The sequence below is a fragment of the Janthinobacterium sp. GW821-FHT03A03 genome (genome assembly GCF_059421435.1).
In genome coordinates this window covers 137270-152599 of the sequence record NZ_JBWKUZ010000002.1, presented here as the reverse complement: position 1 = coordinate 152599, position 15330 = coordinate 137270, and the positions used below count along the sequence as shown (strand labels likewise).

Annotated in this window: 13 protein-coding genes and 2 pseudogenes; 10 read left to right on the top strand and 5 right to left on the bottom strand. The window is 58.7% G+C overall.

Translation table 11 applies throughout. The annotated features are described in order from the left end of the window. Nucleotides 1-107: 107 nt before the first annotated feature. Together AC07VI_RS07230 and AC07VI_RS07225 are read right to left on the bottom strand one after the other, a co-directional pair. Nucleotides 108-1373: a DUF4382 domain-containing protein gene (locus tag AC07VI_RS07230; protein WP_319017149.1), complete on the bottom strand. Its 1266-nt coding sequence runs from the start codon at nt 1371-1373 to the stop codon at nt 108-110. Nucleotides 1374-1476: 103 nt separating this feature from the next. Beyond that, nucleotides 1477-2904, bottom strand: a complete 1428-nt coding sequence (locus AC07VI_RS07225; protein ID WP_492994213.1) for a S8 family serine peptidase — start codon at nt 2902-2904, stop codon at nt 1477-1479. Between the two features lie 106 nt (nt 2905-3010). On the opposite strand from AC07VI_RS07225, the gene AC07VI_RS07220 reads away from it, so the two are divergent. Both AC07VI_RS07220 and AC07VI_RS07215 read left to right on the top strand, forming a co-directional pair. Then, a complete protein-coding gene (locus tag AC07VI_RS07220) occupies nt 3011-3514 on the top strand; it encodes an RNA polymerase sigma factor (protein ID WP_099374577.1) in 504 nt (167 codons plus the stop codon). After that, entirely contained in the window at nt 3511-4302 is a 792-nt protein-coding gene (locus AC07VI_RS07215) for an anti-sigma factor family protein (RefSeq protein ID WP_492994211.1), read from the top strand. Before AC07VI_RS07220 ends, AC07VI_RS07215 begins: the two co-directional genes overlap by 4 nt. A 60-nt stretch (nt 4303-4362) precedes the next feature. Here AC07VI_RS07215 and AC07VI_RS07210 read toward each other — a convergent pair whose 3' ends face one another. Together AC07VI_RS07210 and AC07VI_RS07205 are read right to left on the bottom strand one after the other, a co-directional pair. Further along, a complete protein-coding gene (locus AC07VI_RS07210) occupies nt 4363-5364 on the bottom strand; it encodes an acetoacetate decarboxylase (ADC) (RefSeq protein ID WP_492994209.1) in 1002 nt (333 codons plus the stop codon). A gap of 38 nt (nt 5365-5402) precedes the next feature. Beyond that, the gene (locus AC07VI_RS07205) at nt 5403-6632 is read right to left on the bottom strand and encodes an NADH:flavin oxidoreductase/NADH oxidase family protein (protein WP_492994207.1); all 1230 of its coding nucleotides are present in this window, start codon (nt 6630-6632) and stop codon (nt 5403-5405) included. Nucleotides 6633-6871: 239 nt separating this feature from the next. Here AC07VI_RS07205 and AC07VI_RS07200 point away from each other — a divergent pair, with 239 nt between their 5' ends. The 5 genes from AC07VI_RS07200 to AC07VI_RS07180 all read left to right on the top strand — a co-directional run bounded on the left by AC07VI_RS07200 (nt 6872) and on the right by AC07VI_RS07180 (nt 12939). Beyond that, nucleotides 6872-7285: a MerR family transcriptional regulator gene (locus tag AC07VI_RS07200; RefSeq protein WP_086147778.1), complete on the top strand. Its 414-nt coding sequence runs from the start codon at nt 6872-6874 to the stop codon at nt 7283-7285. 533 nt (nt 7286-7818) lie between these two features. Then, a complete protein-coding gene (locus AC07VI_RS07195) occupies nt 7819-8460 on the top strand; it encodes a hypothetical protein (RefSeq protein WP_492994205.1) in 642 nt (213 codons plus the stop codon). Continuing rightward, nucleotides 8403-10472 (top strand): TnsB C-terminal domain-containing protein, encoded by a 2070-nt coding sequence (locus AC07VI_RS07190; RefSeq protein WP_492994203.1) that lies wholly within the window; start codon nt 8403-8405, stop codon nt 10470-10472. The genes AC07VI_RS07195 and AC07VI_RS07190 overlap by 58 nt, the downstream gene beginning before the upstream one ends. A gap of 8 nt (nt 10473-10480) precedes the next feature. Further along, a complete protein-coding gene (locus AC07VI_RS07185) occupies nt 10481-11467 on the top strand; it encodes an ATP-binding protein (protein ID WP_422729232.1) in 987 nt (328 codons plus the stop codon). 98 nt (nt 11468-11565) lie between these two features. Further along, nucleotides 11566-12939, top strand: coding sequence for a hypothetical protein (locus AC07VI_RS07180; RefSeq protein ID WP_492994201.1), 1374 nt, complete (start codon nt 11566-11568; stop codon nt 12937-12939). A 140-nt stretch (nt 12940-13079) separates the two neighbouring features. Here the strand turns inward: AC07VI_RS07180 and AC07VI_RS07175 are convergent. Beyond that, nucleotides 13080-13238, bottom strand: a pseudogene (locus AC07VI_RS07175) (hypothetical protein); the annotation flags it as partial. Nucleotides 13239-13453: 215 nt separating this feature from the next. On the opposite strand from AC07VI_RS07175, the pseudogene AC07VI_RS07170 reads away from it, so the two are divergent. The 3 genes and pseudogenes from AC07VI_RS07170 to AC07VI_RS07160 form a co-directional block, all read left to right on the top strand. Beyond that, nucleotides 13454-13556 (top strand): annotated as a pseudogene (locus tag AC07VI_RS07170) (IS66 family transposase); the annotation flags it as partial. Then, nucleotides 13522-13665: a transposase domain-containing protein gene (locus AC07VI_RS07165; RefSeq protein WP_492994199.1), complete on the top strand. Its 144-nt coding sequence runs from the start codon at nt 13522-13524 to the stop codon at nt 13663-13665. The pseudogene AC07VI_RS07170 and the gene AC07VI_RS07165, both read left to right, overlap by 35 nt. 270 nt (nt 13666-13935) lie before the next feature. Next, complete coding sequence (locus tag AC07VI_RS07160) at nt 13936-15330, top strand: protein kinase domain-containing protein (protein ID WP_492994197.1); 1395 nt, start codon at nt 13936-13938, stop codon at nt 15328-15330.

Here is a 15330-nt window from a genome sequence, read left to right as displayed (position 1 = left end):
TTGCCGGATGCGGGGAAGAAGCGGGGGAGGAAGCGGCATTGGCGGCCTGCACGGTGACGCGTCCGTGGACGCATCGCCGTGCAGCGCGGGCAGGAACGGCCCGCGTATCAAGGCGTCAGGGTAAAGTTGACGCCAGACTGGTTTGCCGTGGAAATATCCACCGATGGCAGGGACTGGGTCGCATACCCGGTGGCCGCCGCTTCCACCTTGTACTTGCCGGTGCCCGGCAGCGTGTTGGCCTGCGCCGCGAACACCAGGGGCAGGGTGGCGCTATACGCCGCCAGCTGGGGCGCAACCGTGGGCAAGGTCAGCGCATAGGCGCCCGTGGCGATATCGACGCCCTGATACTTGACGGTCACGCTTGGGCCGGCCGCGAAACTCTGCTTTGCGCTGACGGTCGCGGCTTCGGTGCTGCTAGCCGGGGCCAGGACGACGGCGCCGCTGATGACGCCCGGAGCGGTGGCCGCGGCCGCCAGGGCGAGCGGCGCGCTGCTGCTGCTCAGTACTGTGGTGCTGGTCGTGCTGGCCACCGGCACGGCGGCGATGACGGCAGTGGCGCTGTTGTCGGCCGTAATGACGACATCGTAGTTGCCGGGAACCAGGCGCGCGAGGAAAAATTCGCCCGTCGTGGCGTTCGGCGCGGTGGCGGCCACGATGGCGCCGCCCTGCTGGGCCGTTACCATCACGTGTTGCGACAGCAGGGCAGGGGCGATGAAGCCGTCGATGCCGTTCAGTACCGTCGGCACCACTTTGACGACAGGCTTGAGCGCATAGCCGGCATTGCCTTTCCTGACGACCGATTTGCAGGCGTCGAAGTCGAGCACGAGGTCGACTCTTTGCCCCGCAGCCACGTCGAACTGGCTGATCAGCTTGATACCGCTCTGTACCGCGCTGGGCGTATCGAGGGAAATTTCGTTGACGCTGCCGCTCGGAATCACCGAATTGGCCATGGCCGAGCCGGCATTCGCATCGAGGACCAGGCGCAGCTGTGTGTAGTGGCCCGGCGCCAGCGGCGTCTGTCCCAGGTTTTCCAGCGCGCCATTGGTCAGGTTCAAGAGATTGATCTTGCGCGCCGGGCTGAGCGTAATATCGGTCCAGCCCGCATCGGTGTCGCTCGCCGTGGCGCTCTGGTGCACGCGGACCTTGTTTACCGTCACGTTGACGGCGTCAAAGCCGCACGCCGGCGCATCGGTGATGGCGACGCCCAGCGTGCCGTTCACGCTCGCCTCGCCGGCGGAGCCACCGCCGCCGCCGCAGGCCGACAGCAGGGCGGCGACGGCGACGGCGCCGGCCATGCCGCAGTGGCGCGCAATCCGGGTCATGGTGTGCTCACCCCGAAGGGCGGCCTGGATGGCAAGTTGCTGGGATTTCATGTTCGGTCTCCTTGAAATGGCCGCGGAAAAATGCGGCAGGTAAAGGTAGAACGACGGGCGCAGCCGTTTTCTTCCGTCGCCGGCAATTTTTTTGCCGCCCGGCTCAGGGCCCGGCGTCGGGCGCGATGCGGAACGATTCGCCCACCAGGCCGTACCCGGCTTCCGGCGAGCGTTCCCCGCTGCCCAGGCGCTGCGCATGCGCGGCCAGATCGGCGACGGCGGCGCGGCCCGCGGCAGGATCGGGCCGGCGCATTCCTTGCGCCAGCAGGGCCGCCACGATAGGCGCGGCAAACGACGTGCCGCGCACCACGCCATACGGCGCCGGGCCGATGGCGGCGGCCAGCATCTGGCTGCCGGGCGCGGCGAACATCACCTGCGGGCCGCGCGCCGCTTCCGGCAGGATGCGCCGCTGCGCGTCGGCGCCGCTCACGCCGATCACGCCGGGATAACTGGCAGGATACAGGGGCGGCGCGGCCGGGCCGTCATTGCCCACGGCGGCGATCAGCAGGTGGCCGCGCCTGAGCATGGCTTGCACGGCCCGCTCCAGCATCTGATTGGGCGGTCCCACGAGACTGACGTTGACCACCGGAACTTGTTCCTGCGCCAGCCAGGCCAGTGCCCCGATGATCTGGTCGACGGCGCCGCCCGTTTCGCTGCCGCAATAGGCGTCGGCCGCATACAGGCGGGCGCCCGGCGACACGCCGTGGAAGCGTTCGGCGCTGCCCACCAGCAGCGAGGCCACCGCCGTGCCGTGCGCACTGGCGATGACGCGGCCGTCGCAGCCCCAGCGCCGGATGGCCGCGTCCTGCAACGCCGGGTGCGCGCCGTCGACGCCGCCGTCGACCAGTCCCACGCGCACCTGGCCGGGGGCGGCGGGGCGTGCGGCCCCGTCGGCGCCCTGTTTGTGGGCGGGCGCCGGCGGCGCGCCGGCCTGGCCGCCGCGCATATAAAGATGGTTGAAATCGTGGCTGCCCTCGGGATCGAGCGCCTGCAGCCGGTCCAGCGCCTCTGGCGTGCTGTAGCGCTCCGGCACGCCGAGCATCACCAGCGTCTCGCCCAGCCCGTCCAGCACGCGTCGGCCGAGCACGATAAAGCCATCGGCGCGCGCCGCGTCCAGCACGGCGGGCGGCGGCGACCATGCCAGCAGTTGCCGCCGCAACACCGGTTCGCCGCGGGGATCGGCTTCGATCACGTCGCGATACTGGCGCAGCAGGTTTTTGACCATGCGCGCGCGCGACTGCTGCAAGCCGGCCACGTCGCCCGGATCGCCGGGATGGTCCGCGCCGGCGGCCCGGGCGGCATTGCCGGGTTCGAGCCAGTTTTGCTGTTTGAGCAAGCCCGGCGGGTCCCGCTGCAAGCCCAGGCCGTTGCCGTTCCCGATGCCTATGCCGCGCTGCATGGACGGATTCATCGGGCTTTGCATTGCGGGACGGTGGCCCTGGGCCTGCACGGCGGCGCAGGCGAACAGCAGGGGCAGCAGCGCCAGCAAGCGCCGGGCGGGAGGGAGCGACAAGGGCGGGCAGGCGGGCATGGCGTGGTATCCGGGCCGTTCAGTGATACAGGATGTTTCATCATATTAAGCCTAAATGGCCGAGGGATGGACTAAAATCCCTCACTCCATCGTTTACCAGATAGCAATGACGCCACCTGCCGCATCCCTGCACGCCGACATTGCCGCCTTGCTGCCGCGGCTGCGGCGCTTTGGCCGGGCCGTGACGCGCAACCACGAGGATGCCGACGATCTCGTGCAGGTCGCCATCGAACGGGCGCTCCGGCATGCCGGCCAGTGGGAAGCGGGTTCCCGCCTCGACAGCTGGCTGTTCCGGATCATGAAGAATGCGTGGATAGACGAGGTGAGGGTAAGGGTACGGCGCGACCGGCTGTTCGCGGCCGAGGAGGAAGGGCAATACGTCGGCGACGATGCATCCGAGCGGCAGGTGCATCGCCTTGCGGTACAGCAAGCGATCAGCCGGCTGAGCGAGGACCAGCGCATGGTGGTGGCCCTGGTGCTGGTCGATGGCTTGCCCTATAAAGAGGCGGCGCACGTGCTGGACATTCCGGTCGGCACGCTGACGAGCCGCCTGGCGCGCGCGCGCGAGGCGCTGCAGGCGCAGTTGTCCGATACGGCGAGGATACGATGATGCATTTCGATGATGAAACCTTGATGGCCTATGCCGATGGCGAGCTCGACCCGGCCACCAGCGCGCAGGTCCGGGCCGCAATGGCGGGCGACGCCGCGATGGCGGGGCGCGTGGCCCGGCACCGCGCCATGCGCGACGACGTCCACGCCAGCTTCGCCCCCGTCCTCGACGAGGCCGTGCCGCAGCGCTTGCGCGACGCGCTGCGCCAGGCGCAAGCGGCGCCCGCCAGCCCGGCGCCCGCATACGCGCGCGGGCCGGCGGCCAACCACAGCCGCTGGTCGCTGCCCGTGTGGGGCGCCTTGGCCGCGACCCTGGTCGTCGGCGTGCTCATCGGCAAAATGGCCGTGCCCCTGTTTGCAGCGGCCGGCGGCAAGAGCGCTGCCGCCGCCACCGTCGCCACCGTCGACGGCCGCCTCGCGGCTGGCGGCGCACTGGCGCGCGCGCTGTCGCAGCAGCTGGCCAGCGCGCCACGCCGGGGGCAGGCTGTCAGCATCGGCATCACGTTCCGCACGGCCGACGGTCAGTTCTGCCGCAGCTTCACGCTGCGCGACGGGCCGCCCGAAGCGTCGGCCCTGGCCGGCCTTGCATGCCGGGCGCCGGCGGGCGGCGACGGCTGGCTCATACCCGTGCTGGTGGAAACACGCGCGGACACGGCGGCACCGGCGACTTACCGCATGGCGGGCAGCGCCGAGCCGGCCATTTTGCAGGCGATAGACGAACGCATCGCCGGCCAGCCCCTCGATGCGGCCGCCGAGCGCCAGGCGTTGCAGCGCAACTGGCGGCCTTGACGGCGGGTGCCGCTCCTGCCTGCACGGGCCGCCACCCCCGATGACGCCGCCATGCCCCGATCACTTTTCGGCATCGAGGCTGTTTAACGGCTTCGGCGCGTACAGGGCGTTCTGGAATTCCGGTACGTACTCATATTTCATCATCTTCCCCAGCTTCAAGGACTTGATATAGCGGGAAAAGCTGCCGTCGCCCAGCTGCAGGTCGACGGCATCGGCGCTCGTGCTCGACGCGTGGCTGAGCTGGCGGGAGACGGCATAGCCATACGTGAGCGCTCCGGCGCCATCGCGGTTGGTGAAGCTGTTGCGCACCAGTTCGGCCTCGTGCGACAGCTGGCCCAGTCGTTTGCCTGTAAAAACAAAGTCCAGCTTGCCCGTTTCGCTGTCCATGACCTCGAAGGCCACGCTGCCTTCCGTTTCCTTGTGCTCGATGCCGGTCAGCCATTTCGGCAGATTGTAGCCGACCACGCCGCGCACCCGGGCCAGTTCCGCGTTGACGGGAAGCTTGAGCACATAGCCCCAGAAGTCCCGTGACAGCGATTGGCCCAGCAAGGTGAAAGGACCAAGACTGGCCGTGCCGGGCTTGCTGGTCACGATCGCCAGGGAGATCTCGTTATAGCTGTCGTTGTCGCAGTATGCATAGGCGTAGGCCGTCAACGCCACGGCGCCCCGGCCCGGCCACACTTGCAGCGGCTGGACCTGCTGCAGTATGTCGGCCGGCATCAGTTCCTTCAGCCGCGCCAGGTCGGCCGTGAATACTGCCGTTATTTTGCTGTTCTTGTAATAAAAATTCGGCGAATACGACGCAAAGCCGATGTCGACCTTGTCCTTCCTGATGCCCTTGAACCAGCTCAGGTCCAGTTCCGGCGCTTCCGCCGCAATCACCGATAAAGGCGGATTCGAGCGAAAGCGCGCATACAGGCCGCCGGCGGCCACCGGCACCTCATGGCCGGCGATATCGATGATCAGCGGCGTGCTGGCGGCCGCCGCGTCAGCCCGGGACGGTGCGGCTGTCGTACCGAGAATGCATCCGGACACTGCTGCCGCGGCGATTTTCCTATGCATGTCGAGCCCCTTCCACGTTTGATCGGGAACAATGTGATTCATACGCCGCCACGCATCATGCGGCGGTACTGCCAATTCCTGACTTTGGTTTCCAGTTGCTGCAGCAGCAGCGCCAGGGCGGGCGCCACATCGGGCCTGGTTTTTCTGCCCTGGCTCAGGCGGCGCAGCTGGTACTTCACCATTGCCATATAGGCGATGGACGACAGCACCTTGTTTTTCCAGGTGATGGCCCGCAGCGCGGGGCTTGCCGACCGGTCCGCCAGCCAGGCCCTGGGCAGCTGCGGATCGATGGCCAGCGCCGTGCCCATGCCCGCCATGGCGATGCCGCTGTCCAGCACCTGCTCGACCACCGGATAGCGGCGTATGCCTCCCGTCACCATGATGGGCATGCTTGCCGCCGTGGCGATATCCCTGGCAAATTCCAGGAAATATGCCTCGCGGGCCAGGGTGCGGCCGTCGCGGGTCTGGCCATGCATGGCAGGGGCTTCATAGCTGCCGCCGGACAACTCAATCAGGTCCACGCCCAGGGTGTTGAGCATGGAAACGACTTGCCTGGCGTCCTCCGGAGTGAATCCGCCTTTCTGGAAATCGGCCGAATTGAGTTTCACCGCGACGGCAAAGTCTTGCCCCACGGCTTGCCGCACCGCCTTGACGACGTCGACCAGCAGCCGCGCCCGGTTCTCGAGCGAGCCGCCCCAGCGGTCCGTGCGCTGGTTCGTGACAGGGGAGAGGAACTGGCTCAGCAGGTAGCCGTGCGCCGCATGGATTTGCACGCCCGTAAAGCCGAAGCGTTCCGCCAGCCGGGCGCTGTTGACAAAGCGCTGCTGCACGTCGGCAATGTCGGCTTCCGTCATCTGCCGCGGCGCGGAAAACTGCTTGGAAAAGTTGCCCAGGTCCATGGGCACGGCCGATGGCGCCATGGTTTCCTGCCCCATGGCGGCCGGCATCTGGCGTCCCGGATGGTTGATCTGCATCCAGATGTGCGCCCCGCGGGAACGGGCGGTCCGCGACCACTGCTCGAAGCGGGCGCCAAATTGCTCAGAATCGAGCACGACGCCGCCCGGTCCTGTCATGGCGCGGCGGTCGATCATCACATTTCCTGTGATCATCAGGCCAACGCCGCCGTCGGCCCAGGACTGGTACAGGCGGATCAGCTCCTTTGAGGGCGCGTGGTCCTTGTCAGCCATGTTCTCTTCCATGGCGGCTTTGGCGAGGCGGTTCGGGATGACGGCCCCATTGGGCAGCGTCAGTGCGGTAAAGGGTTGCATGGAGATCTCCAGGGTTGCGATGGGCTCACGATAAGCTTTAAGCTAACTTGAAGGTCAAGCCCTGAAGGAGATTTTTTTGCATGTGTGCCGTTCGCGCCACGGCGTCGCGTAAATGCCGGCCAGCCCCGCTTGACACTCAAGCCGGCTTCAAGCTTATAGTGACGCACGGCCCCGCGCTCACGCCGCAACGGCAAGCCACGACAATTGAGCAGCAATAGAACGATGAAAATAACAGAACGATGAAAATTGGTGAACTGGCCAAGCGCAGCGGCCTGGCGGCGTCCACGATACGCTTTTACGAAGCCAAGGGCCTGTTGAAAGCCGTGGACAGGCAATCGAACGGCTACCGCGACTATCCGCTGGAAGCGGTGGCGGTCCTGTCCATTATCAGCGACGCCCAGCAGGCGGGCTTTTCCCTGGACGAAATCAAGCAAGTCTTGCCGGAGGATAGCTCATCCTGGAAACATGAGGAGCTGATGGTGGCGCTCAGGAAGAAGATTGCCGATATCGAATCGCTGGAAGTGCGACTGGCCCAGAACAAGGCGCATCTGCTGTCCTTGATTCAACTGATCAACGCCAAACCCGAGGATGTGGATTGCAAGGACAATGCGGCGAGGGTGATGGAAAGCATGGGCATGGTAGCCAAGAAGTAAAGACGCGCGCCGAAGCCGGCGCATGCCCGCCGGGCCGGGCCGCCGCAAAGGGCGAGCGCGGCCCGGCCCGGGCGGCGCCTGACTGCCGCCGCGTCAGAAATCCACGGCGGCCGACAGTGGCACCATGCCGGGCGCCGATTGGCCGACCGCGTCTGACGCGACAAGCTAACGACTTTACTGAAGACGTATCAGAATAGATATCGTGCCTGAGTCAGGGGACTTTTCTCAGGCTGGCAGTCGGCTGTGGGCGGGCGTCCGTTGAAGTAAATCTGCAACTTCCCTTTCATACGATTTTCCTGCCAAAATCACCGTGTTGAGCGCGGAGAGCTGCATTTTTAGTTCATAAATTCTTGAAGTAAAAGTGATACATGCCGAAGATTTGCAATAAATCTAGAACTTCCCGTAGGTACTCCAACCATTCCCTTTGTCCTAAAAAAACCTGGGATGCACTGATCGGACATTTCCTCCTTGACATCACGATAACTTGAACTATTTTCTATTGGTTAGATTGTGAAAACGAAAGGCGGTACGGAATGCAAATCCGGTTCGACCTCCCGATGGAAACTCGTCGCCCCACTGGCAAGTCACAGCGCTTCGACGTTTTCGGTCTCAAGATCGGCCGTCCCCTGACCCTGTTTCACCGTAACACTGTTAACGCGTGGATCGGGTTGGAGTGTGATCCGGCCGTTACCTATTATTGCGAACGGCCTCTACAAATCAACGATGCACCATTCAAGCGGCTCATCGACTTTTATGCAATCCGAAATGGAGAGGAGGAAGTACTGTTTGTCCTCACCGAAGCGGAGACGCAAGATATGCCTGTCGATGACGCTTTCGGGCCAGGCTTTGTGAACTGGTGCCGGCAGAGCGAAATAGCGATCAAAACCGTCAGCCCCCAAGCGACTTTTGGCGATCCTTGGGCCACTGAAAATTGGGCTCAGCTTCTACGTGACTTGGCAGCTTTCGGCAGATATGTTCCTGCCCAACTGGTCGATGCGATCCGCCACGAGCTCACCGTACCTCACACCCTAACGCAACTTGAACTGCTGTTCCCGTCAGTCGACCCGCTATTGTTGAAAGTCGCGTTGTTCAGCTTGCTCCATAAGGGGGTGGCCACGTGTCCAAGCTTGGCCTCACAGCCCTTTTCATCGGCCTTGCCATTTGTGGTGATATGAAGATTGAACTGGAATTCGGTTGTAACCGATTTGATCGAGCTTCGATCCCAGATACTTTTCGCCTTATGGAGGCATGGCCGAGCGTTGACGTCTCCGCGCTCTCCGAAGACCAGCGCCAGGTGTTCGATCGGCGGGTAAAAGCGCTCACTCTCTACCTTACTGTGCCCGAAAAGTCGGTCGCAGCGATCAGCTCGGAAACAGGCATAGACCGTGCAACGCTGCTCCGCATCTTTCGTCGTTGCACGTCCATGCACGAGGACGGCAGAATATATGGATACCGCGGCGCATTGCGCTACGCGCGAATAAAGGAATACGAGCGGTACGCTCCGGTTAGCTTTAACGGCCGGGGCAAGGCAGGCGCGTTCAGGCAGTTGCTGCAGCGTTACCCTAGTATCGAAGCCTCGCTCAAGCGTGCGTTCCTGGAGCGAGGTCGTCAGATTACCACGGAACGTGAGATACGTAAGTCCATGAGGTCAATCCACATGGCATTCCGGAAGCACTGTCGAGAGGCGGGGGTTAAAGCGAACGAATACCCGTTTACCGAGGCAAGGCTGGGCATTCGATCCTTGTACGCCTACTTTGATTCCCTCGCAAAGGAGTCATTTGAGATGTCAGTTAAACACTCTGGCGGTTCGTCCGCTCGCGCTGTTCCCACCCTCACGCCGCATGTGCCGGCAGCGACTCGTGCGTTTGAGGTTGTGGAATTCGATGGCCACAAGATCGATCTCCGCCTGACTGTGAAGCTGCGTGGCAGTACGGGAATCGAGCAGCTTGTGGAAATGCACCGGATTTGGATCCTGGTAATTCTTGACATCGCGACACGGTGCGTCGTCGGCTACCACCTGGCGCTCAGTCGAGAATACTCCAAGCATGATGTTGCTTGCGCACTTCAAGCGGCCCTCACACCTTTTAGGCCGCGGCAATATGGCATCCCAACGCTTGCGATACGCGAGGGCGGCGGATTCCCGTCTGCAGTGATCGAAGAAGCGCAATTTGCTTGCTGGGACTGGTTCAGATGCGATAATGCGAAGTCGCATCTTGCGGCCGACACCATCAGTCGATTAACTCGTACTATTGGCTGCTGGCCTCACTTTGGCCCACCAGGCCAGCCGAATGACCGTCCCCATATCGAACGTTTCTTTCATTTGGTTTCGCGCCATTTCGCGCACAAGTTGCCAGGCAATCTAGGTAGCAATCCCCAAGCTATTGAACGAGAGCTCAGTGACCCGAAAGGCAATACTCGCTTGCTAGTTACGCTCGACGAACTCGAAGACATGATCGAGGTGCTTTTAGCCGACTATAACGGCGAGCCCCATCCCGGCCTAGACGGACACACACCGCTTGAGGCCATGGCTATCTCGGTGGCACGAAACAAAGACCGAATACGTGTGATGCCAAACGTCGCACGTACAAACCTATGCTTGTTACAAGAAGCAAAGCTGGTCACGGTGAAAGGCACGCCTCTCAAAGGCTTACGGCCACATATAAATTTTTGCAATGTTCGCTATACCAATCCTATTTTAGCGAGTAGTCCGGCATTGATCGGGAAAAAGTTGCGAATGTACTTCGATCCTCGCGATATCCGTACAGTGAAAGTGTTTTTCGAGGACGGTACCGAACTTGGCATTCTTACTGCCGCGCGGCCGTGGGGCATCCCACCACACTCGCTTAAAGTGCGACAGGAAATTTTCCGCCTGCTCGCCGAACGCAAACTTGAAATCCGCGAAGGCGACAACCCCGTCGAAGCGTGGGTTCGCCTCCGAATGGGGCAGCGCGATCGTAAGCTGGTTGCCGGCCAACTAGCTAAACAACAAAGACTTGAGGATGCTAATGAAAAGTTGAGTCCTGCCGATGCCGATCAAACGGAACCCTACATATCCTTGCGACCGGCGCCGCTTGGCGAACGTCCGCCCACCGACAGTACGAGAAAAGCGGCGAAGACTGGCGAAGCATTGCCTAAGGACAAAGCGGTGCCTCTCAGTCTTACGCTGCGCAAGACGTTCACATTCTAGGAGGCAGTATGGATATGACATATCAGCGGCCTATCAGTATTGATGATCACCCGATTATCGGCAAACGCTACCTCGTACCGACACCGACCATTGACGAAGTCACAAAGCGCGTTGTCAAGCAAATCCGCCTTCGCAGTCCTGGTGCGATCCTGTACGGTTATCCCCGGTTTGGGAAAACCTCAGCCATCAGATACATCATTCGTTATTTGATGGAAATTTTTCCGGATGCAGTTTGTATCAATTTCCGGTGTGAAACACACAAATCAGGTTCGGAAGATGCGTTTCTCTCTGCGCTGCTGGCTGCTGCCGGACATACTGAACCCTTAGCCGGCCGCGTCTCACGTAAGCGCATGCGTTTGATCGAACAAATCTGCGAGCTCGCAGACCGCGCGGGTAAGGACTGGATCGTGTTTTTTGCCGATGAAGCGCAGAAGCTGCAAGTATTGGAATACGAGTGGTTGCGAGATGTGCACGATCAGCTTGAACTCAAAGGTATTCGGATGATCACAATCTTGGTCGGTCAACCGCAGATTCTCGATCAAAAATCAGCGTTACGCCAATCACTTGACACCCAGATTGTCTTGCGGTTCATGGTCACCGAGATGAGATTCGGCGGTATAAGATCGGCAGAGGAAGTAGCCACATGTCTTCTCGCGTATGATCAGTCCTGCTTCCCAGCCGATAGTGCCTGGCAATTTACCCGCTTCTTTTACCCGCGAGCCTACGCGGCTGGGTTGCGGCTCGCGGATCAGGCCGATGCGGTTTGGTCCGCGTTCGAGCGAGCTCATCTAGGAGCTGGTTTTAGTGGGCCAATCGAAATTCCAATGGCCTACTTTGCGAGGGCCGTTGAATGTGCTCTCTCGGAGTATCATGAATATGATAGCGACGACTTCAGCTTCTCGTCAGTAATTTGGGATTCGGCAGTGCTGGACTCTACCTATGTGCTTGCTTGCGAAGAGATCAGGCTTGGTCTCCCGCTGCCCAAATGGGTGTAGCGGTGAAGATTCTTCTGGATACATTCGCACGCAAGACCCCGCAGTGGTGTTGGAGGCCTGAATGGTCTACTGGATACGATTCAGCGTTTGGCCTGCTCATGAAATTTGCATATCTTAATGCGCTAACAGCAAAGGAGATTGCGACCGTATTCGTGAGCAGGACGTGCAAGCGCCGAACTGTGCTGCTACGAACTGTTAATATCGATCTACGTGACGACGCTGTTTTCGACTTATCCGCCATTGGTGCTGCGATGAGTGCCAGCCCGGCCAAACTCGCCGACGCATTTCTCTTCAGCCAGTTCCCTGGCCATAGTGCGTCTTCCGAAAATTTAAAATGGTGCGAGCAGTGCATGGCTTGGGGTTTGCATCTACCCCTTACTCAAATGAACGCTGTCAGTCAATGTCCAATCCACAACCAGCCTCTCATTTCCCGCTGCAGGCGATGTAATGAAACCATTCCCTATAAACTCTGTGCTGCTGTTTTTGACAACCCTTTCAAATGCCCACGGTGTTCAGAGGAACTGGGACCCAGGATCATGGCGGCGCGCAGTTGGGTTCCGGAAGTGCGGTCGGAACACATCGCTAGAATTAGCTTGATGCACAAGTATGTGACCGAAATAGACCACCTTCAGGCTGTTTCGGGGACCGTGCCGATGGTCACGGGCCAATGCGGTGACCTAGGCCTGCATGGCAAACGCGAACACCAATCGACTGGATACATCACTTTTGTTGGGCAGGTTCTCGACGAGATGGCGAGCAATCACGGCCAGTACTGTCTGCCCCTGACTCCTTTATCAAAGGCCGGTTGTGGGTATGGTTCTGCCAGCGAGGACCGGCTGTTTGAGCGATTTGGGCGGAATACAACGCCGGATAGGTTTCAGACTAGCGAAGAGATGCGCGTTGTTCTGCAAGTCTATCAGGCCGTAAAACGGCGAATGAAACACAAACTCGGCGGCCATCGTCATTGCGTTGTTGCTGCATGCCGGCATATCTGGTGGGACATGCGAGGTGCTACTACGGCAAGTTTTTGCCCGAGCGCGGCAGCGTACATTCGTTGGCGCATGCTTTGGGAAGGATGCGGCACGCCGAGATATCTCGACGCTACAAAGCGTAAGGAATACTACGGGATATTGGGATGGCTGCAGGCTCGCCCTGCACCATATCCGGACGAATGGCCAATTGCGCGAAAGGAATGGATGCTTGCGCATATCTTTGCTAGCGTTTGCTTAGCGAGCTACAGCGCACTCGAAAGCGAAGTAACTGTAGCGGAAGGCACACCAATGGTATGGGAAGCGCAGTCGTCCGCGGTACAGGCCGTCACCCACTGGGTTCTTGCGCGTGCCGATTCTAGGGGTGGTACCCCAATCATATTTACACCTTCTCATGGTTTACTTCGAGGATATTCACCCGAACATGTCAGTAAAGCACATCGTCAGTGGCATGCCGCTCAACTGAGTCAAATTTGCCGCTGAAATCTCATGGCAAGTTAATCATCGACCAAGGGTCTTAATTGAGTGGTTGAGACGTCGCTGCAAGTCGTCGTAGGTAATAATGTCCATCATGTTCGCGTATTTCCTCTTGATAACCTCAAAATCCACCAGGCGGCTGCCAGTCACCTTTCCCCACCAATTTGATCGCGGCCAACGATGATGATTGCTTTCGGGTTGGCGATGCGGATATTCAACGCAGTCGGCAGTTTGGCGGCATACGGCGTGTTGAGTGTTTTTTTAACTTGGATGTCCCATTTGGAAAGGTGAAAAAGATACTTCTCGGTCTGTGAGTATTCTTATCAATCCGGACAGCGATTCTTACGTCAAGCCGGACACCCAATGGCCGGTCAAACCGGATACTTACTCTTCTACCCGGACATCTAATAGTATCAGGGCGTAAGCGATGCGAAGCTCCGCTTGCACCCCAAAGCAGACTCGCGCCCCTATAGCCGGTATGGTGGCGGGCGCAAAGTAGACGCCTGTGAGAGTAGCGGATGTTCGCCAAGCCGGTGCATACGCCGGCTTCAACGCCTTGCTCGAAGACGGCATGATCCACGAAGCGGCATGCTGGGCGCAAGCGCGGCGCAAATTCCACAATCTACATGCCTCGCGAGCGACGCCGCTGTCGACTCGCAAGCTTGGTTACGTCATGTGCTGACGCATATCGCCGATAATCCCGTCAACCAGATTGATGAATTCTTGCCTTGAACCTGCAACTTACCAGTGGCTCTCCGCGATTAAACCGCTTCCCAGCGGTGTGACGTCATCATCGATCAAATCACCACCGCACTCAAGACGTCGCTGGGCGGGCGCTTACTTTTCAATCAACTGGTGAAGCTCATCTTCAGGGCTGGTTCACCAAAATTAGAAAAAAATTTCTCACGATTCATAAAACAGTGTAAATTGCCTAATTCACAAAGAATGTGTTTGTGAATAACTATTTCGGTGGGAACTGTCAGTGATCATGAAGGGGATCGTATGGATTCTGCGCAGGCAGAAATTTTCGCGGCCAGTCTGAAAGGTCAGACTATTGGTGGATGGCTTGCTGGTAAAAAACTAGGCGCTGGTAAGTCAGCCGTCGTTCTACATGCGACGAAAAGTGGCAGAATCGGCGCACTTAAAGTGTTTCATCCGGAATTGGTTGAACGATATGGCGAGGCCATCCAGCTTGCACGAATTGATCGCGAGAAGAGCCTAATTGGCGTTCAACATCCCAACATTGTTGAGATACTCGACGGAGGGAAATGCTCCAATTCAGGTTGTCTGTATGTCGTCATGGAATACTTGGCATTCAAAAATCTGCGTCAAGTACTCGAGAATATCCCCAAAGAAAATATGCGACCAATTATTGCGCAAATTGCCAATGCCGCGATCTTCTTAGAGGAACGCGGCTTGGCGCACAGGGATATAAAACCGGAGAATATTGGCATTAGCGACAACTTCCAAGAGATAGTTCTTTTTGATCTAGGTGTCCTAAGGCCATTCGCCGACGGCGATCTAACCGATATCGATCAGCGGGCATTTATTGGAACCTTGAGATATAGCTCACCCGAGTTTTTGCAGCGAAACGAGGTAGACTCTGAAGACGGTTGGCGTGCGGTGACAATATATCAAATTGGCGCAGTGCTTCATGATTTGATTATGCGGAAAGAAATATTTTCGGACGATTCTAACCCATTTGCGGTCCTCGTAAAAGCGGTTCTCGAGAAGGATCCGGAGATTCACGGTGAGGATGTCGAGCTTGTAAGACTGGCTATGCATTGCCTTATAAAGAACCCTGAAACACGGCTTGAATTGGTTAGTTGGTCGCGCTTCTTCGAGAAGACCGATAAGCTGCAACTAGTCGAAGATTTGAAGTCAAAAATAGCGTCGCGACAAAAATATTTCAGGCAAGCCAATAGCGAAAAGGTATTTAATAGTGAGATAGCTAGAATAAGAAAACGTGTTTTCTCGGATTTCTGCAACACGGTAACAGCAGAAACTGGAAACATTTTAAACTCGTCGCCTTACTTTCCACTAAGAAAAACGATATCCGAGCCAGAAAATACCGAGCTTTCGTCAAAATTAACAATTGTTTTTGAGAAAAATGAGAATCTGGGAATTCACACACATCTTTTGGTACAACTAAGTATCGCCCATCATGATGAAAATAACGGAAGGCCTATCTATTGTATCTTAACCGGTGCCGCTATTTCAGATGATGAACTGTCGGTAGAACATATTAACTGTGCAGAAAAGCTTTTTGTAGGTACGCTTGAAGATTTTTCTTGCTCTACGATAATTAATGATTACTTCTTAGATAAACTGGAAAAGATGTATGAGTTTTTTGAAACATACGGCGAAAATCCCGTCGATTACGCTGAACTCAAATAG